This is a genomic window from Enterobacter cloacae complex sp. P38RS (genome assembly GCF_014930775.1).
In the GTDB taxonomy this organism is placed as follows: domain Bacteria; phylum Pseudomonadota; class Gammaproteobacteria; order Enterobacterales; family Enterobacteriaceae; genus Enterobacter; species Enterobacter bugandensis.
In genome coordinates, this window is sequence record NZ_JADBRS010000009.1 from 167989 (window position 1) to 186970 (window position 18982).

The 18982-nt window shown below is 53.9% G+C and carries 19 protein-coding genes; 5 read left to right on the plus strand and 14 right to left on the minus strand.

The features are described 5' to 3' along the window. Window positions 1–5: 5 nt before the first annotated feature. From IM303_RS14030 to IM303_RS14040, 3 genes are all read right to left on the minus strand, one after another. On the minus strand, window positions 6–2549 hold the full coding sequence (locus tag IM303_RS14030; RefSeq protein ID WP_193360028.1) for a fimbria/pilus outer membrane usher protein: 2544 nt from the start codon (window positions 2547–2549) through the stop codon (window positions 6–8). Window positions 2550–2574: 25 nt separating this feature from the next. Continuing rightward, window positions 2575–3249, minus strand: coding sequence for a molecular chaperone (locus tag IM303_RS14035; RefSeq protein ID WP_048999193.1), 675 nt, complete (start codon window positions 3247–3249; stop codon window positions 2575–2577). A gap of 69 nt (window positions 3250–3318) precedes the next feature. Next, the gene (locus IM303_RS14040; protein ID WP_028012440.1) at window positions 3319–3855 is read right to left on the minus strand and encodes a fimbrial protein; all 537 of its coding nucleotides are present in this window, start codon (window positions 3853–3855) and stop codon (window positions 3319–3321) included. A 255-nt stretch (window positions 3856–4110) separates the two neighbouring features. On the opposite strand from IM303_RS14040, the gene ybiB reads away from it, so the two are divergent. Further along, window positions 4111–5073 carry a DNA-binding protein YbiB gene (gene ybiB, locus IM303_RS14045; protein WP_048999192.1) on the plus strand — a complete coding sequence of 321 codons (963 nt, stop codon included), beginning with the start codon at window positions 4111–4113 and terminating at the stop codon, window positions 5071–5073. Between the two features lie 120 nt (window positions 5074–5193). Here ybiB and ybiJ read toward each other — a convergent pair whose 3' ends face one another. The 3 genes from ybiJ to mcbA all read right to left on the minus strand — a co-directional run bounded on the left by ybiJ (window position 5194) and on the right by mcbA (window position 6398). Beyond that, the gene (gene ybiJ / locus IM303_RS14050; protein WP_014883102.1) at window positions 5194–5454 is read right to left on the minus strand and encodes a DUF1471 family protein YbiJ; all 261 of its coding nucleotides are present in this window, start codon (window positions 5452–5454) and stop codon (window positions 5194–5196) included. A gap of 286 nt (window positions 5455–5740) precedes the next feature. Next, window positions 5741–6007, minus strand: coding sequence for a DksA/TraR family C4-type zinc finger protein (locus IM303_RS14055; RefSeq protein WP_193360029.1), 267 nt, complete (start codon window positions 6005–6007; stop codon window positions 5741–5743). A 124-nt stretch (window positions 6008–6131) separates the two neighbouring features. Continuing rightward, entirely contained in the window at window positions 6132–6398 is a 267-nt protein-coding gene (mcbA, locus tag IM303_RS14060) for a DUF1471 family periplasmic protein McbA (protein ID WP_028012443.1), read from the minus strand. 243 nt (window positions 6399–6641) lie between these two features. Between mcbA and rlmF the strand changes: the two genes are divergently transcribed. Then, the gene (gene rlmF, locus IM303_RS14065) at window positions 6642–7553 is read left to right on the plus strand and encodes a 23S rRNA (adenine(1618)-N(6))-methyltransferase RlmF (RefSeq protein WP_193360030.1); all 912 of its coding nucleotides are present in this window, start codon (window positions 6642–6644) and stop codon (window positions 7551–7553) included. Window positions 7554–7598: 45 nt separating this feature from the next. On the opposite strand, the gene ybiO is transcribed toward rlmF, so the two are convergent. From ybiO to rhtA, 6 genes are all read right to left on the minus strand, one after another. Beyond that, window positions 7599–9812 carry a mechanosensitive channel protein gene (ybiO, locus tag IM303_RS14070; RefSeq protein ID WP_193360035.1) on the minus strand — a complete coding sequence of 738 codons (2214 nt, stop codon included), beginning with the start codon at window positions 9810–9812 and terminating at the stop codon, window positions 7599–7601. 124 nt (window positions 9813–9936) lie between these two features. Continuing rightward, window positions 9937–10659, minus strand: coding sequence for a glutamine ABC transporter ATP-binding protein GlnQ (gene glnQ / locus IM303_RS14075; protein WP_028012446.1), 723 nt, complete (start codon window positions 10657–10659; stop codon window positions 9937–9939). Then, window positions 10656–11315 carry a glutamine ABC transporter permease GlnP gene (gene glnP / locus IM303_RS14080; protein WP_003858462.1) on the minus strand — a complete coding sequence of 220 codons (660 nt, stop codon included), beginning with the start codon at window positions 11313–11315 and terminating at the stop codon, window positions 10656–10658. The genes glnQ and glnP overlap by 4 nt, the downstream gene beginning before the upstream one ends. 93 nt (window positions 11316–11408) lie before the next feature. Then, a complete protein-coding gene (gene glnH / locus IM303_RS14085) occupies window positions 11409–12152 on the minus strand; it encodes a glutamine ABC transporter substrate-binding protein GlnH (protein ID WP_193360031.1) in 744 nt (247 codons plus the stop codon). A gap of 361 nt (window positions 12153–12513) precedes the next feature. Then, the gene (dps, locus tag IM303_RS14090; RefSeq protein ID WP_008501171.1) at window positions 12514–13017 is read right to left on the minus strand and encodes a DNA starvation/stationary phase protection protein Dps; all 504 of its coding nucleotides are present in this window, start codon (window positions 13015–13017) and stop codon (window positions 12514–12516) included. A gap of 299 nt (window positions 13018–13316) precedes the next feature. After that, a complete protein-coding gene (rhtA, locus tag IM303_RS14095) occupies window positions 13317–14204 on the minus strand; it encodes a threonine/homoserine exporter RhtA (RefSeq protein ID WP_193360032.1) in 888 nt (295 codons plus the stop codon). A 355-nt stretch (window positions 14205–14559) separates the two neighbouring features. Between rhtA and ompX the strand changes: the two genes are divergently transcribed. Continuing rightward, the gene (gene ompX / locus IM303_RS14100; protein WP_028012448.1) at window positions 14560–15078 is read left to right on the plus strand and encodes an outer membrane protein OmpX; all 519 of its coding nucleotides are present in this window, start codon (window positions 14560–14562) and stop codon (window positions 15076–15078) included. 119 nt (window positions 15079–15197) lie between these two features. Here ompX and IM303_RS14105 read toward each other — a convergent pair whose 3' ends face one another. Both IM303_RS14105 and mntS read right to left on the minus strand, forming a co-directional pair. Beyond that, window positions 15198–16781: a phosphoethanolamine transferase gene (locus tag IM303_RS14105; RefSeq protein ID WP_193066545.1), complete on the minus strand. Its 1584-nt coding sequence runs from the start codon at window positions 16779–16781 to the stop codon at window positions 15198–15200. A gap of 269 nt (window positions 16782–17050) precedes the next feature. Continuing rightward, the gene (gene mntS / locus IM303_RS14110) at window positions 17051–17179 is read right to left on the minus strand and encodes a manganase accumulation protein MntS (RefSeq protein WP_014831181.1); all 129 of its coding nucleotides are present in this window, start codon (window positions 17177–17179) and stop codon (window positions 17051–17053) included. Window positions 17180–17362: 183 nt separating this feature from the next. On the opposite strand from mntS, the gene mntR reads away from it, so the two are divergent. Together mntR and IM303_RS14120 are read left to right on the plus strand one after the other, a co-directional pair. Further along, on the plus strand, window positions 17363–17836 hold the full coding sequence (gene mntR / locus IM303_RS14115) for a manganese-binding transcriptional regulator MntR (protein ID WP_028012450.1): 474 nt from the start codon (window positions 17363–17365) through the stop codon (window positions 17834–17836). Further along, a complete protein-coding gene (locus tag IM303_RS14120; protein WP_028012451.1) occupies window positions 17833–18942 on the plus strand; it encodes an anion transporter in 1110 nt (369 codons plus the stop codon). Before mntR ends, IM303_RS14120 begins: the two co-directional genes overlap by 4 nt. Window positions 18943–18982: the final 40 nt, after the last annotated feature.

Consider the following 18982-nt stretch of genomic DNA (forward strand, 5'->3'; position numbering starts at 1 on the left):
GTGAATCAGTGACACTGCGCGGCAGCGTTAATGATGCTGGTTTTCTCTTTCTCATCCGTTAGCGCATAGTCAGCGATGCAGTGCTCGCTCGCGTCCTGTCCCCAGGAAACGGCGAGATGCCCCTGCTGCGGCAGACCCGAAAGATAGGTCTGGCCGTCATTACCCACAATAAACTCGCTGTCCTTATCCTCTGTGGTGACCGTCGCGCCGAACGGCAGCGGTTTGCCGTTGTGCGTCAGCGTCATCAGCACGCGGTTGCCCACGCGGGTGTTAAAGCTGGCGCGCACCACGGCCCCGCGAGTTGGGGTGACGACCTGCGCGGCGTGGGTGACGTCGGCATTGTCCGGCAGCGTTTCGGTATCCAGCGCAATGGTGTTGTGGCGATACGCGGTCACATACGGGACAACGGTGTAGCCGCGGAAGTCGGTTTCAACGCCGGTCTGATTAGTGATATGCGTCCCGTGCGTGCCCGGCGCTTTCACCAGCGCGATGGTCTCACCGAGCGGCTGGCTCAGGGTGATGCCGTTCGCATGGGCAACCACGCCGCCCTGCAGGCCGACGTTCACGGTCTGCTGATATTTGTCCTGGCTGACGCCGCCGCTCAGTTCACCGTACGTTGCTTTGTAATCGGCGTTGAGGCTGGTGGAGTTGCCGCTGCCGGTACTGCTCACCCCCTCCTGAATATTCCAGTTGAGGTTATCTTCTTTCAGCGCCGTACCGTTCAGACCGATATTCTGCGTGGTGCCATCTTTGGTGTTGTTCAGGTTGTAGGTGGCCCAGGTGTTATGCATCCAGTGGTCCAGCGGCACCGAGACGCTCAGCGCGAACTGGTTGTCGTTCGTCACCTCATTGCCGACTTCGTCGCTGTCGCGGGTGTTTTTGTTCATGCTATAGCTGAGGCTGTAGCTCATGCCGTGCCAGCTGTTGTTGTAGCTGACGCTCACCGATGTCATGTCCTGGCTCTGGGTCCAGTAGGTCTCTTTCACCAGGCTCAGGGTTACGGAACCCCAGCCTTCCGGCAGCGTCTGGTCGACGGTGGCTTCGGTACGGGCGCGGCGCTGCTGCGGTTCAGACCAGTCGTCAGAGCGGGTATACGACTCCATGGTGTCTTCCAGGGTGTAAAACCCTTTGCTGTTATAGCGGTAGCCGGCCAGCGAGAAGTTGGTGCCTGACTGGGCGATATCTTTGCTGTAGCGCACGCGCCACGACTGGCCTTTGCTGGCCTGCTGTTTTTTCAGCAGGGCTTTGGAGCGAGTGACGTCAATGGAGAAGGCGCCTAAATCGCCCATGTTTTTCCCGACGCCCACCGCCTGAGACTGATAATGGCTGCTCTGCTGAACGCCGCCGTAGGCGGTGATACCGTAGGGTAAACCGTAGATGGCGCTGCCCTGGGCAAACGGGGTCTTTTCGACATCGTTGTCATAGGAACGATAACGCCCGGCGGTCACGCTGTAGCGCAGGTTTTTTTCACGCTGCAAGACCGGCACGGAGGCAAACGGCACGACAAAATGGCTTTCGCTGCCGTCGGTCTCTTTCACGGTAACCTGCAGGTCGCCGCTGCTGCCGGTGGGGTAGAGATCGTTAATTTCGAAGGCGCCCGGCGCGACCGTGTTCTGATAAATGACGTAGCCGTTCTGGCGAACCACCACCAGCGCGTTGCTGTGGGCCGTGCCGCGAATAATCGGCGCGTAGCCTTTCTCGCTGTCCGGCAGCATGTCGCTGTCGGATTTCAGCTCCACCCCGGTGTAGGGAACGCTGTCAAACACGTCGGCAGGGGATGAGCTCTGGCCGACGGTGATGTCGCTTTTCATTGCCACGATATCGCGTTGCGCATAGGTATAAACGGAGGTGAATTTCTGCTCCTCCTCATGGCCCGTGGTGCTGCGATTCCAGGTGGAATAGTTGCGAATGCGCCATGCGCCAACGTTCAGGCCTGGGCGCAGGTTTACGTACTGGCTGCTGTTATCCTGCTCACCGTGCTGTCGCGCGCGGCTGTGGCTGGCATTGGCGCTGTAATTAAGCAGGCCCGCAGTGATCCCTTCGTCAAACTCTTTCGGGTCAATGTAACCGCGAGGCACCTGGCCCAGCGCCGTTTGAGGGATGCTCATCAGCAGCTGCTGGTTGCGAACGCGAAAGGTGGCGGATGCCGAAGGAATGACATGTAAATCAGCACACTGGCCTTTGGCCATCAGCTGCGGAAACTTTTTGGTTTTGATGCCGAGGCTTTTTAATTCCTCAAGGCTAAAGCAAGGCTGCAGCGTGCTGTTGCCCTGCGAATCTTTCTGAAGCGTAAAGGTCACGTTGCGGGTATCAATTTTATTATTATTGATAAATACCGCGACCTCATATTTCCCCGGCGCCTGACCTGGTCCTTTTTCATAGATGGACAAATCGGTTTTACCCTGCTGGGGATTATCAATATCCAGCAGGGCAGGGTTAAAATAATCATCAGCCATAACCTGCTGCGCAAAGATCGCCATTGCCAGGCCACAGAGAATGACCAGCAATGAAGACAATCGGCAGGTGAACGGCTTTTTATGGCTGTACATAATTATTTTATTACCGGGAAAAAAATTAATGAACGGATTTCGACCAGGTATGGCTGATGCTGCCGTAGTCGGTAATAATGGAATACGTCACGTCCGCACCCCCGACATTACCCGGTAAGGCAAAATGCGTTTCCGTTTTCGGAACAGCCCAGGTGGCTTTCGCGACTTTATGACCATTCAGCGTAACGGTCTGGAAATTCATATAGAACGGCGTGGGGTTATTCACCACCAGATCGTTCCCTTCACGGCGCCATTCAAGTTTATCCGCCACATCTTCTGGTCTGCCTTTTACCGTAGACGGGCGATACAGTAATTTGATTCGAGTATTAATGGCGATTTGCAGCGTATTTACCCCCTCAACGTGTTTTGAGGAAGGGATTGCTTTAATGTTCAACCAGTACAGGGATTCCCTGTCTTCCGGTAAATTTCCGCCCGTACGCACCACGCGCAGAACGTTATCTTCGTGCGCATCCAGACGGAAAAGCGGCGGGGTGATCAGGAACGGGGCTTTGGCCAGGTTTTTACCGCCGGAATCAACCCAGGACTGCACCAGATAATCCGTCGCATCTGGATTTGAAAGACCAAGAGAAGATTCCTTTTTATCTCCCTGATAGACCAGTCGGGTGCCGTTAATAATGACCCCAGCATGTGAAGCAGTTGCTACCAGTAAAAGTGTGCTCAGTAAATAACCGTGGCGCATAAAGATTTCTCAATGAATAGAGAAGATATTAATGCTCGCGAAAGCATTAATATCCCCGGATTGATAAGATCAGTTATAAATAACGGTGAAGGTTGAAACGGAGTTAGCGGGGCCTGCGGTAATTGCCGGGCCGGTTTGGATATAGCGTGCGCCGAACTCCAGATCGTTAACCGCCGTGCCGGAGGTTAACTGATACTGCTGAGACGGCGTATATAGGCTGACAGGCTGCTGCGAGGCATCCACCAGCTGAATCGCCACCCCTGTCGCCGCATCGGTATCTGGCGTTAAGGCAAGTGTTGAATTGTTATTCGCATCCGGTGTTCCGCCAAAGTTAATGGCGGCGGAGGTGACCGTGTCAGGACAATTCGTTAATTGAATATCAAACTTCGTTAAGGTGCTGGTAGAGCCTGCACCGGTAAATACCGTTTTAGACACTTTGCCCAGCTGTACATTTAATGGATTACTTAATCCATTTACGACCTGACAGGCAGAATCGATAATTTCGCCGGTGAAGTTTATTTGTCCTTCACCGTTCGTTGCCGCAAACGTGGATGCAGAACATCCCACCGCTGCGGCGATGATTAAACCTAAAGCAACCTTGTTCATAGCAAATCCTGATATGTTTCGGGTGAGAGCGTTGCCTGGACGTTTTCACCGTTGACCCTTAATGACTTTCCGCTGGTTATTTAATCAAAAAATGTATGAATACGAATCTTCTATAGAAATCACAAATAATTGAAAAAAAGCTTGTGTTTATTTTTTGCTATTAAAACAGAAGGTTGTCTTAAGGGATAAAAAACTAACGGATAGCCATTCATCAGGGCTATAGTGTTAACAAGATAGGCTGTCAGGAGGAATGTCGTGGATTATCGCAAAATTATCAAAGAGGTAGGACGTGGGAAAAACCACGCCCGCGACCTGGACCATGAAACCGCTCGCGCGCTTTACACCCGTATGCTCAACGGCGAGGTACCGGACCTGGAGATGGGCGGCATCCTGATTGCGCTGCGTATCAAAGGCGAAGGCGAAGCGGAGATGCGTGGTTTCTACGAGGCGATGCAGGCGCAAACGCTGCGCTTAACGCCGCCGGTGGCAAAACCGATGCCGATTGTGATCCCGAGCTATAACGGGGCGCGCAAGCAGGCAAACCTGACGCCGCTGCTGGCGATATTGTTACATAAGCTGGGGTTCCCGGTGGTGGTACATGGGGTCAGCGAAGATCCCACGCGCGTACTGACAGAAACCATCTTTGAACTGCTGGGCATTGAACCGACCCTCCATGCCGGCCAGGCGCAGGCAAAGCTGGAGGGGAACCAGCCGGTCTATATTCCCGTTCGTGCGCTCTGCCCGCCTTTGGAAAAGCAGCTGGACATGCGCTGGCGCATGGGCGTGCGTAACAGTGCGCACACCCTGGCGAAGCTGGCAACGCCGTTTGCTGAGGATGCCGCACTGCGCCTTTCCAGTGTTTCTCATCCGGAGTACGTGACGCGCGTCGGTCAGTTCTTTGCCGAAATCGGTGGACGCGCACTGCTGATGCACGGAACAGAAGGGGAGGTGTACGCCAATCCGCAGCGTTGCCCACAGCTGATGCTGATCGATTCTGCCGGTACGCGCGTTGTGCTTGAACGCGGGGAAGAAAACAGCGATGTGATTCTGCCGGAGTCAAAAGATCCGCAGGTTACCGCGCACTGGATTACGCAGTGCCTGGCCGGAAATGTGCCGGTCCCACAGTCGATCAAATTGCAAATGGCCTGCTGCTTGCTGGCGACAGGGGAGGTAGAGACGGTGGAAGCGGGGTTACAGCGGGTGGCACAGTCGTTTTAAGCAAAAAAAAAGCCCGTCCAGTGGCGGACGGGCAAGCAAGGGTAACAAACAACAGGGTCAATGAGGGTTGGAGCAGCTCACCAGAGGGTTTGGCGAGGGTACAGCATTCATTTCAGGCGATTATTTGTAGATAACCGCAGTACCGCTCAGCTTGTTATTGGTGTTAGCGGAGGTGATGGTGTATCCGCTTGCACCGGCAGCAGCGGCTTTCTCAGCCAGCTTGGCTTCCAGGCCGTCCAGCGTGGTCGCGCCTTCTGCACTTACCACACCGATTTTATTCATGCTCTGGGCCTGAGTGGATGAAACAGGCTCTACGGCGAATGCGCCAAAAGACAGAGCGGACAGGGCAACAGCAGCTACAGCATATTTGATGGTTTTCATATTTAATCTCTCGCAGGTGTTTTCTGTTAAGGGGACGATGTTCCGTCGATGTGATAAGTATCACGTTTTTTCCTGAGGGATAAAATCGAAGAGAATTGACGTGGTCAGTCAAAAAAATTGAATGAAAAATAACTTATTGAATATTAATAAATTCAAACCAGCGCTTTACACTTCTTGTGGATGCGCTTTACAGAAGAAGGATGAAGGGCACATTTTGCTACGCGGTTCGCTAAAAACCGTGAGCGTAAAGGTAAGTGCAGGCAGGGTTAACTTAGGTAAAGGAGAGTCAGCGTAACTGGCTATCTTTCGATCCTCTGCGATTATAACCTGAATATGAGGCATTTTTTGAATCTTTATCCTGCTGGCAGGTAATACATAACCTTACTCCTGGAATGGCTTTACGCCGCGCCTCAGGGATCGGCTCTCCGCATTCTTCGCACTCCTTCAAACTTTCGCCGCGCGGAATCTCACCGCGAGCGCGCGCAACCGCATCTTCAATGGTACTGTTGATCTGTTCGTTAACGGCGTCGTCATTCGCCCAACCGGAAGCCATGGCATCCTCCTGAAATCGGTTTAAACCCTGCTTTTAATATGGGGTTAAAAAATGAACAATCAAGATAAAGCGGAAATGAACTGCATCCGGCAGGCAGATGCAGTCTTGTTGTGGAGGAAAAAAATTATTTATAGATGGTTGCTGTGCCGTACATATGGTTATCTCCGCCAGCGGAGTTCACGACAAAGCCTTTCGCACCTTCCTGGCGGGCTTTTTCGGCCAGTTTATTCTGCAGATCGTCCAGGTTACTTGCGCGACTTACCGAGACGGTGCCCGCCGGACGCAGCTGGCTAGTATCGGTACTTTCATTCAGTGACTGAACGGCCATCGCAGAAAATGAAGCCGTTGCCAGGGCGCCGGCGATAACAGCAAGGGTCAGGTACTTTTTCATAATCACATCCTCATGAGGAAACAACAGGTGATTCCCTTTAAGTTTAGAAGCCTGACGAGTGTGACTTAGCGCAAATATTTGATGATGATCTGCTTATTTTTTGAACGATAAAAACTGACAATTCGCTGACAGATCATAGACGTAGAGGTGTTTGATTTACGGTGTTTTTTTAAGCGCCGCAGAGAAAGATTTACCGCTGGGCCAGCACAGGGTATCTTACGCCGCTGTTTAAAGGAGAACGCCATGACTTCCCAAAAGCCGGGATTGCACCCACGAAATCGCCACCGCAGCCGCTACGACATGAACGCCCTGTGCCAGAGCTGCCCTGCGCTGCAGGACTATATTGTCCAGACCCCAGCGGGTGAGCCGACCGTCAACTTTGCCGATCCGCAGGCGGTGAAAACGCTGAACAAAGCCCTGCTGGCGCATTTTTACGGTGTGGCTCACTGGGATATTCCGGAAGGCTTTCTCTGCCCCCCTGTGCCGGGCCGCGCTGATTACGTTCATCACCTTGCCGATCTGCTTGCCGAAGATCGTGACGGCGCTGTACCGCAGCAGGCTTCCATTCTGGATATAGGCACCGGGGCAAACCTGATTTACCCGCTGATTGGCGTACATGAATATCACTGGCGCTTTACCGGGAGCGAAATCGGCGCCGAGGCCTTTGCCAGCGCGCAGGCGATTATCAGCGCGAACCCTGGCCTGAGCCGTTCCATTCGTCTGCGTCGTCAGAAAGAGGCGGCTTCCATCTTCAACGGCATTATTCATAAAAACGAAAGCTATGACGCTACGATGTGCAACCCGCCGTTTCATGATTCGGCGGCAGCGGCTCGCGAGGGCAGCGAACGTAAACGCCGCAACCTCGGTCAGGCGGAAGACGCCGCGCTGAACTTCGGCGGGCAGCAGCAGGAGCTGTGGTGCGAGGGCGGTGAAGTTGCCTTCATCCTGCGCATGATTGCGGAAAGCCAACAGTTTGGCCGTCAGGTGAAGTGGTTCACGACGCTGGTTTCCCGCGGGGATAACCTGCCGCCGCTCTACCGTGCGCTGAGCGAAGCGGGTGCCGTAAAAGTAGTGAAAAAAGAGATGGCGCAGGGCCAGAAGCAGAGCCGCTTTATCGCCTGGTCGTTTATGGACGATAACAAACGTCGCAAATAGTATCCCGCCGTAGGCCGGGTAGGGCAAAGCCGCCACCCGGCTCGGTTACAGCGTCGGCTCCTGCGGAGGGAGCGGCGAGGCGGGCGGCGACAATACCTGATACGTCTGCACCGGCGTTCGCACGTTCGCCAGATCGAAGTGCTTTTTCACCATGCTGTCGAGGGCAAAGCGCACCGTCCACTGCTTCAGCGGCTGGGTGGTGAACGACACGCGCAGGGTGAACGCCGTGTTGGTCAGCCCAACGATGCCGGCAAACGATGGCTCGCCAATCACCAGCCCGCGAATATCCTCCATTTCCATCAGTTCACTGACCGCATCCCGCAGCGCCTGCTTCGCTTTGTCGGCATCTTCATGACGATCCACATCGTAGTTGGCCACAACGGAGCCAATGCCGCGCACAAAGTTGGCGAAGGTAGTGATCGATGACCAGGGAATGATGTGATATGCCCCGGTATCCTGACGCACGCCTACCGAGCGAATCGACATCCTCTCCACGGTACCGGTCAGCGGCCCGATGGTCACCAGATCCCCTGTGTTCATCCCGTTCTCAAACTGGATAAAGATGCCGGTAATAATATCCTTCACCAGCGTTTGCGAGCCGAAGGAGATCGCCAGCCCCAGCGCGCCTGCACCCGCCAGCAGCGGGGCGATATTCACGCCGATTTCCGATAGCACAATCATGATGGTGATGGTGCTGATGATCACCGCCAGCGCGTTGCGGAACAGCGTCAGCAATGTGCGGGCCCGTGCGCTGGGCAGGGGCCTGCCGTGAATATCCGACACCAGACGGTTCTCGATAAGGCTCGCCAGCAGCGTCCAGCCGACGGCGGAGAAGAACAGAATCAGCGCGATACGAATTAAAATATCGACGGTCTTCTCGCCTGCGCCGTTATGTAGCCAGTTCCAGAAATCAAACAGGCTCCACGCATTCAGCAGCAGCATGATCGCCACGCAGACGGTCAGAATGCGCGCCACCTTAAGCGATACCGACATCCAGCCGTTCACCCGTTTTTGCAGTTCCGGGTAATTACGCTGCACCTGCGGCGACAGGGTGATGGTTTTCGAGATCCAGCGGGACAACAGCCCGGACACAAACGCCGCGATGCCGATAATCGCCAGGCTTTTAAACGTCGCCCCCATCATAAATTTCAGGCTGTTTCCCGGGTCGAACAGCGAGAAGAAGCACAGCACAATAAAATACGCGCTTGCCAGCCAGTGCCACACCAGCGCGAAGGCGCGGATAAACAGACTGAAGAAAGAGAGGGAACGGTCGGCCAGATGCAGCAGACTCTCGGTGATCGCCCTTTTATTGTGAAAGATAAGGTACAGAGACCAGACGGTTATACAGAGCATAATCAGCACGTTCGCCAGCGCGCCAAACTGCACGTTGACCTGGTTGGAGATAATCGGCACGGCAACCAGCAGGCCGTATCCTATCAGCCCGCTGAGCACGCTTAGCCGCACGGCCCAGTATTTCGCGCTGTCGTCGTTGATGTTGAAAGGGCGAAGTTCAGGCACGCGCGGGCAAAAGATGACGCGCAGCACCGCTTTAAAAAATTCGATGAGCGCAAACGCATTCAGGAAGAGCGCCTGCTGGAAGGCAATGGTTTTGTTGCCCGTATTGAGGCGGTCCGCCAGCACCTGACCGACAAACAGCGTCAGGGCCAGCAGCAGTAAATCGATGATAAACGCCCCGGTAATCATGGCCGGGAGGTGCAGCCAGCTGCTTTTATGCTGATTTTTTTTCCGTCCCCAGTGGCCCATCTTCCGGTAGAGCGGCCAGGCGCACAGGCGCAGTAGCCAGTAAAAAATGAATACGGCACCCGCCAGAATCGCAAACTGCGTGGCGGCTGCGGTGAAGGTGTGGGGATTAAAAGGTTTATGCGAGGTGCCAACAAGATTTCGATAGAGCTGGGCAAAACGCGACGACAGGGCTTCCCCGTAGCGGCGGCTGATGTCGGTGACGTTTTCCAGTACCGTCTTTTCCTCTTCGATCTGCGGTGGCGTAATGGTCGGAACCGGATCCTGAGGCGGCGTGGCGGCCACCTTCCTCAACTGATCGATCAGCTCCTGCCGGGAGGTGTCATTCTCAAGGACGTCGGCAAGTGCGCTATAGGCCGCTTTTTTTTGTTCTGCATCCGGCTCCGGAGGCGGCGTATTTTGCTGAGTAGCAGTTGCTCCGGTGGTGACGCCGGGGATTGCCACGGCGAGCGATGGCGTACTAAACAGGCTTATCAACAGCAGCAGGATCCACGGCACGGCGTCCTCCGACAAAAATATCGTGCAAAATGATAAGTATAGAGGGCGATAGGCGGAGGGGAGTTTTTGGGAACAATCTGGCGTAAAAAAGCCGGGCAAGCCCGGCTCGGTATGTAGCGAGGGATCAGGAGACGTGCTGCAGGAACTCCTGCAGACGCTGGCTAGGCGGATTCGCGATCAATTCCTGCGGGTTACCGTCTTCGGCGATGCGGCCTTTATCAATAAAGATCAGGCGGGAAGCCACTTTCTCAGCAAAGCCGATTTCGTGGGTCACGATCACCATCGTCATCCCTTCTTCCGCCAGATCCTGCATGACTTTCAACACCTCGTGGCGCAGTTCCGGGTCGAGTGCGGACGTCGGCTCATCAAACAGCATCATCTTCGGTTTCACCGCCAGCGCGCGCGCAATCGCCACGCGCTGCTGCTGGCCACCGGAGAGCTCGGAAGGGTAGTGGTGCGCACGCTCCGCCAGGCCAACCTTCGCCAGCAGATCTTTTGCCAGCGCTTCCGCCGCCGCTTTGTTGGCACCGCGCACGCGCAGTGGGCCAAACATCACGTTTTCCAGCGCCGTCAGGTGCGGGAACAGGTAGAACTGCTGGAACACCATGCCCGCTTCCTGACGAATCAGACGCTCGTCCACTTTCGGGTCGTTTACCTTCAGACCGTCAACGATCAGATCGCCGCTGGTGATCTCTTCCAGCTTGTTGATGCAGCGCAGCAGGGTCGATTTACCGGAACCGGAAGGCCCGATAATCACCACCACTTCACCCTGCTTGATATTCAGATCGATATTGTGCAGCACCTGGGTTGGGCCAAAGTGCTTGGAGACGTTTTTAAATTCAATCACAGGATTTTCATCCTTCTTTCAAGACGGCGCAGAACGAAGCTCAGTACCAGCGTAATGATCAGATAAACAACGGCGACCGCACTCCAGATTTCCAGCGCGCGGAAGTTGCCCGCAATGATTTCCTGGCCCTGACGGGTCAGTTCGGCCACGCCGATAACGATGAACAGCGATGTATCTTTAATGCTGATGATCCACTGGTTACCCAGCGGCGGCAGCATGCGGCGCAGCGCCAGCGGGAGAATAACGTGACGGATCGTTTCGCGACGAGAAAGACCTAATGCCAGACCGGCTTCGCTGAAACCTTTATGAATCGACAGCACCGCCCCGCGGGTGATTTCCGCGATGTAGGCGCCCGAGTTGATCATAATGGTCACGACGGCCGCGCTGAACGGATCGATGCGCAGGTCGGTGAAGGCCATTGGCAGGGCGAAGTAGATAAACATGACCTGCACGACAATCGGGGTGCCGCGGATCACTTCGATGAAAACCAGTGCGATGTGGTTTGCAATCCAGCCACCGTAGGTGCGGGCGAAACCGGCGACAAGACCGATAATCAACCCACCTACCAGACCCAGGACCGAAATCCACAGGGTCATTTTAGCGCCTTCAAGCAAGAGTGGAATGGCAGGCCAGATGGCGCTCCAGTCAAACTGCATGATGTATTCCTGTATACCGTGGTGAAAAACGAAAAATGTAGGCCCGGCAAGCGTGAGCGCCGCCGGGCGCTATAAACCTGAATTCAGGTAAAATTATTTAGGCTCAGTACCGAACCATTTTTTATAGATTTCGTTGTAGGTGCCGTTCTCTTTCAGCGTTTTCAGCGCGCCGTTAACTTTCGTGCGCAGATCGTCGCTGCCTTTCGGAAACGCGATACCGTACTGCTGAGCTTCCAGAGAGTCGCCCACGGCTTTGAACTTGCCGTTACCAGCAGTTTTAATGAAGTACAGGATGTTCGGCGTGTCGTGCAGAACAGCGTCAGCACGGTTGGTGCCGAGTTCCATATACGCGTTGTCAATGTTCGGGAACTGGCGCAGGTCTTTGGTTTTGATGTTCGCTTTCGCGTAATCCACGGAACCGGTGCCGCTCTTCACTGCCACCACTTTACCGTCGAGGTCTTTCACGCTTTTTACGTCGTTATTATCCGCTTTGATCATCACCAGCAGGCCGCTTTTGTAGTAGCCGTCAGAGAAGTCGATCGCTTTTTTACGTTCTTCGGTAATGGTGATGCCCGCCAGCGCCAGATCGACGTTTTTGGTTTGCAGCGCCGGGATGATGCCGCTGAAGTCCATCGGCTTCAGGGTGTAGTCCAGTTTGAGTTCCTTGGCGATAGCGGCCCACAGATCAACATCAAAACCAACGTATTTGTCACCCTGTTTGAATTCAAACGGAACGAACGCCGTGTCGGTCGCCACAACCAGTTTGTCGGCAGCCTGAGAGGACACCGCAAAAGCCAGGGTAAGTGCAGCCAGTGAAACTTTTAATACAGACTTCATAGCATTTCCTTTTATATCCACGGGGCGATCCCCTGCGAGAACGACTGGCACAATGAAAAAATCGTGCCAACTTTACAAGCTGTTGTTTTACAAAGGGGATGAAATCATACATTGCACAAAAAGCGTGGCAATGATGTCGTGTTGCACCAGCATGGAGCACCATTTTGGTGCGCTTCGTTTGGGTCAACTGACGGGGAGATATTAAGCGTAAATTCTGACGAAAAAACAATCTTCCATTAACGGTTGTGTGAGGTGATTATTACAATTTATTCACTTTTGCACCGTCTCAGGCAAAAACTGTGCACCATAAATGTGCAAAACCCTCACCAGAGGCGAGGGTTTGACAGGAAAGTCTTATGGATTACTCGATGTTAGATTCGATAAACCACAGGAACTGATCCAGGTCGCGGGACGCGGCGGTGAAGATGTCTGCGGTATCTTCATCTTTGGCTTCGCTAATCGCTTTGCGCACGTCATTGGCCACAATCGCGTAGCGGTCCGCCAGCTCTTTCAGGTGATCCTGAACGGTGTGGATATCCAGCGGGTAGCTTTTCAGCGGCGTTTTGCTGTTGATCACCTGCGTGGTACCAAGCGCAACACCACCTAGCTGAACGGCACGTTCAGCCATCGTATCGAGGTGTGTCACCAGTGCTGTGCGGAAGCCATCCAGCATTTCATGGACGGCAATAAAGTTTGCACCGCGCATATTCCAGTGGGCCTGTTTGGTGATCAGCGAAAGATCGATGAACTGGATCACCTGGCGATTCAGCAACTCAATGGTCGCTTTTTTGTCGCTATCCGATACATCGTTACGGGTATAAAGCAGATTAGACGCTTTCGTTTTCACCAGTTTAGCGGTACTCATAATCTCATATCCTCTTGATGTTTATGTCCCAGGTAATTACGGAACTAAGTATAGCACCGGATTTTTTCTCTGCGGTCTGGCTGTGCCTATCGGTTTAATAGTAAGAAGGAGGTTGATAATTTAACTTATTGAAATTAAAAGGTAATTTTGGAATTGATACAGATCAATCTTAATTCGCCTCGAGGGGAATGGGTGGGGAAGGATATTTCGGTTATATGACAAACTATGTAAGAAATTATAACGGATGGCATTCTGGCCTTTATTCTGCATGGCCATGAAGCCATGCAGAATATATGGCATTAGCCGATGTCGATTTTCTCAACTTTAGGTTCAGGGCGCATGGTGAGCGTTGACCCCATTGACGCCGCGATAATTGAGCATAGCGCCAGCGTCTGGGTTAACGTCAGCGTTTCGCCCAGGAACACCATCCCGGAGATCGCCGCAAGGGCGGGCTCCATGCTCATCAGAGTGCCAAATATGCGCGTCGGCAGACGCGTCAGGGCAATCATCTCCAGAGAATAGGGGAGAGCCGTTGAAAGAATAGCGACCGCCAGCCCGATTGGCATGACTGACCATTGCCAGATAGACTCCGTGGCCTGCGCCATACCGATCGGCACAAAAACGATAGCCGCAATCACGGAACCCAGGGCGACCGTTGCCGGGCCATGCTCTTCACCCGCTCGCTGCCCGGTGAGTATATAGACAGCCCAGCAGGCTCCTGCTCCCAGCGCCAGCGCTGCGCCCGTGAGATCAATCTCAGAGACATTCTGGCCGAGCGGCAGCAGGAACCATAAGCCCAGAACGGCCAGCACGACCCAGATAAAATCCACCGGACGACGTGACGAGAAAAGCGCGACCGCCAGCGGGCCGGTAAACTCCAGCGCGACGGCAATCCCCAGCGGGATGGTCTGGATAGAGAGGTAGAACATATAGTTCATTGCCCCGAGGGACAGACCATAAAAAAGCAGGGGAAGACGTTGCTCTTTTTTGAAGCGCAGACGCCAGGGTTTGAAAATGACGACCAGTATCGCCGTTCCCAGCACGATACGCAGGGCTGTTACCCCGGGCGCACCCACCAGTGGAAAAAGCGATTTTGCCAGCGAAGCACCGCTTTGGATGGACAACATGGCAATAAGTATGACGGCTACCGGCAACCAGACCGACGACGTGCGGGATAACCCAGGCATCCTTTCTCCTGTCAGCTAATGTCAAGTGGAGTAAAGGTTGCAGTGTAAAGGAAATATACAGCTACGGTTGAGACTAGGTTGAAAAAAAAGACCCGTGAAATCCGTAAAATGGTTAAGCGCTGGTGGATTTATCACCTGAAAGATTAGGAATAATCTGGATGAATGTAACGGCGCAGACGCGCAATATGGGCGTTTAGTAGGAAAAATCGCATGTGATTTGAAAGAGTTAGCTGAGGTTGGAAACGTTCTGTTACAGGAAAGGCCTCATTAGACATCACGAATCACAAAGAGTTTCGCAAATTTTTTTGATATATTTAAAACTTACGGACTTACTTGAAGCACATTTGAGGTGGTTATGAAAAAAATTGCATGTCTTTCAGCACTGGCCGCTGTACTGGCTGTTTCCGCAGGTACCGCTGTAGCTGCTACTTCTACTGTAACTGGTGGTTACGCTCAGAGCGATATGCAGGGCGTGATGAACAAAACCAACGGTTTCAACCTGAAGTATCGTTACGAGCAGGATAACAACCCGCTGGGCGTGATCGGTTCTTTCACCTACACCGAGAAAGATCGTACTGAAAACGGCGCATACAATAAAGGTCAGTACTACGGTATCACTGCTGGTCCAGCTTACCGTCTGAACGACTGGGCGAGCATCTACGGTGTTGTAGGTGTTGGCTACGGTAAATTCCAGCAGACCGAAAACCAGGGTCTGAACCGCACTGCAAGCAACAGCGACTACGGCTTCTCCTATGGCGCAGGCCTGCAGTTCAACCCAATCCAGGACGTGGCTCTGGACTTCTCCTATGAGCAGAGCCGTATCCGCAACGTTGACGTTGGCACCTGGATCGCGGGCGTAGGTTACCGCTTCTAATCACTTCGGTGAGCTAATAAAAAATCCGCCCAATGTGGCGGATTTTTTTTTTAGCTTTTTCCCTCTCCATGTGGGAGAGGGTCAGGGGGAGGGCATCAGACCGCACGAGATCGCACAGCTTACTTACTCTTAATATCAAAAATATCGGTACCCAGATGGTTATAGTCAACTTTCTGTAACTTGAAGTTGGTAACGTACACTGGGGGCGCTTTCTTGTTGGAGATAAACGGGTAATCATTTTTTATTTCTTTGGCCTTAATCCCCGTCCACTGCGAGAAGAACTGCAGGAAATCATTCGCCGAGCGCCGCGCTTTGATAACGCGATGCGTTTTATCATCGCTCGACAGCACCATAAACGGCACCTGGAAATTTTGCTGGAACTGGTCGTCGTGCGCCAGATACTGCACTTCTTTGCCACGCTCTTTAAACGCCAGCCCGTGATCCGAGAAATAGACCACAGAGAAGCTTTCGCCCGTATTGCGCAGCTGATCGTAAAGCTTGCTGAGCAGCTCGTCGGTTTGCGTCATGGTATAGAGATAGCAAGAGGTCTCTTTCGACTGCACAAACTCCGCGTATTTACCGCCAGTGCGATCGCAGGCCTGCGGGTGCGATCCCATCAGGTGCAGAACAATCAGCTGCGGCTGGGTGCGCGGGGTAGCAAAGACCTGCGCCGTCATCTTCAGCAGCGCCTCGTCTTTGGTGTTTTTGTCGGCTTCAAAATCGCCGCTCTTCAGGAACTGCACTTCGTCAGCACGCTTAGCAATACTGGCGATGGCGGTGTCGTATTCGCCAATTTGCCCCTGATTGGAGAACCACCAGGTCTGAAAACCGGCGCGGTTGGCCAGCGTGACGAAATTATCCTGAAACTGAGGTTTGCCATCCACCACGCGGTTCAGCGTCAGGCCGAGCGATTTCTGCGTCGAGCCGCTGGCCGCCACATAATCGGTAAACAGGGTGCCGTTGACAGAGCTGGCAAACGGTGTGTTATTCCAGTGCCCGCCGAATGCGCCCAGCGCGTCGCGACGTGCGCTCTCGCCAATCACCACCACATAGGTATGGTATTTCGGCTTAACCGCCAGCACGTTCCAGGTGTCTTTCATATTGGAAAGTTCAGCCATGCGCGCCTGCTCGTCGAGAACCTCTTTATTGTTCACGACGACGTCTTTAACGAAACGGAACACCGGATAGCCCGTATCTTTTAGCTTGAACACGCCGCCCCAGGCCAGGTTTTGCACCGGCGCAACGAAAAACGTCCCCACGCTAAACGCCAGGCACAGAGACTCCATTTTTCCCCATGATCTCTTCGAGTCTGCTTTGCGACGAACCGCGATGACGCCAAGCGCAAAGATAAAAAGGCCGACGACGTAGCTGTACCACGGGAAGATCGTCAGGATCTCCGTCGACTCTTCCATATTGGTGGAGTGCAGCGCCAGCAGGGTGTTGAAGTTTGGCGCGCCGTAGGCCTGGCCAAACGGGAAATACATCGCAGCAATCAGCGAACAGACCCCTACCAACGCTTTTTGCGCGCGCGGGGCCGCTCGCCACAGCACATGCAGGATGCAGGTGAAAGCCACTGCATAAAGCAGGCTGAAGGGATAGCCGAGCGCAAAGTTAATCAGCAGCGACTGCAAAAAGTAAAATCCCGTCCACGGGCTTAAGGCCCGGCTGCGGGTAACGATGGTATCTATCAGGGTTACATTCATAGGTCACTATCACAAAAACGCCATGTGCTCACCCTGGCGCCAAGGGTCAAAGCCTGCCGGACAGTGCGTGGAAAGGGAATGAGAGGTCCGCTTCAGCGAGCCGCAAATTGTGCAGGGCTGCAAGAAGATAGTGCGAGCGTGAATTAAGGTCAACAGTTGCTAAACAGATGTTTTGCGAAGGGGGCTACAAATCCGCAAAAATTATCGGGAATTGGTCAGTTTACAGCGGAAGTGTGACAGAAAAATGAAGCGGCGTACCGCAACGCCGCTTAGTGGGAAGGTTTGTCGTCCTGATGCGGTTTGTTGTTAAACATATCGCACAGCATGTTCAACAGCATTAAGCGCACTTTAAAAGGAGAGTGGGTAAACACGGTCATGCACCTCTTGAATTCGTTCATGAGACCTCCTGATGTTTGATCCCTTCGATCCGTGAAGGGTGACTGCATTACATACAGATATAGCACAGGCTATATTGTATAGCTATGGCTATTTCGTTAATTTTTTGTGCTTGTGGAGGGATGGTTTACAATGTGCGCTCTCGATACCGGGCGCTGGAAGCGTCACCCCAATGAGGAAGTACAATGAACCGTCGCGCAGGTAAGCCAGCCATTAAAAAAACGACGCAACTGGTGAATGTTGAAGAACATGTCGAAGGTTTTCGCCAGGTCCGTGAAGCGCACCGGCGTGAACTGATTGATGATTATGTTGAACTGATTTCCGATCTGATCCGCGAGGTTGGGGAAGCGCGTCAGGTCGATATGGCCGCCAGGCTCGGGGTTTCGCAGCCGACGGTCGCTAAAATGTTAAAACGTCTGGCCTCGGTAGGCCTGATCGAAATGATCCCCTGGCGCGGCGTGTTTCTGACGCCGGAAGGGGAGAAGCTTGCGCAGGAGAGCCGCGAGCGCCATCAGCTTGTCGAGAACTTTTTGCTGGTGCTGGGCGTCAGCCCGGAAATTGCCCGTCGGGATGCGGAAGGAATGGAGCACCACGTTAGCGAAGAGACGCTGGTAAAGTTTCGCGAATTTACCCTTAAATATGGTCCCTCCGCTGAATGAAAATCCCTGGACTGCAGGCCCTCTCACGCGATCGTTTCTTCCATCTCTTATTAATCATTGGCGCCGGGTTAAGCCTGTTTGTGCCGTTTGCGCCACAGGCCTGGTCTGCGGCGATTGACTGGCGCACCATCATCACCCTGAGCGGGTTAATGATGCTGACCAAAGGGGTCGAGCTGAGCGGCTATTTTGACGTCCTGGGGCGTAAAATGGTGCGCCGTTTTGCCACCGAGCGCAGGCTGGCCCTGTTTATGGTCTTCTCCGCCGCGGTGCTGTCGACGTTTCTGACCAATGATGTGGCGCTGTTTATCATCGTGCCCCTCACGCTCACCCTGCGTAAGCTTTGCGAGATCCCGGTCAGCAGACTGATCATCTTTGAAGCGCTCGCCGTTAACGCCGGTTCTCTGTTGACGCCCATCGGCAACCCGCAAAATATTCTTCTCTGGGGACGTTCCGGTCTGTCATTCGCCGCCTTTACCTGGCAGATGGCGCCTCTGGCGCTGGTGATGATGCTGTCGCTGCTGGCGGTCTGCTGGTTCGCGTTTCCGGATAAAAAGCTGCAATACCATAGCGGGACCACGGGCCCGCAGTGGCAGCCGCGGCTGGTCTGGAGCTGCCTCGGGCTGTATATCGTCTTTCTGTTCGCCCTGGAGCTGAGGTATGAGCTGGCTGGCGTCCTGCTCGTCGCCGCGGGCTTTGTCGTGCTGGCGCGGCGCGTGCTGGTGAGCGTGGACTGGACGCTGCTGCTGGTCTTTATGGCGATGTTCATCGACGTGCATCTGCTTATTCAGCTTCCGGTGCTGCAAAACGTTCTGCACAGCGTCAGCACGCTGTCGCAGCCGGGGCTGTGGCTGACGGCGATTGGCCTGTCGCAGTTTATCAGCAACGTGCCTGCCACCATTCTGCTGCTCAACTACGTTCCGCCGGATACGCTGCTGGCCTGGGCGGTGAACATCGGTGGGTTTGGGCTGCTGCCCGGCTCGCTGGCAAACCTGATCGCCCTGCGCATGGCCAACGACCGTCGCATCTGGTGGCGCTTCCACCTCTGGTCGATCCCGATGCTGCTCTGGGCTGCGGCGATCGGTTTCGGACTATTCCTTCTCATATAGTGCGCAATTTGTCAGTTTTTCCTGGCAAATGTATAGCAAC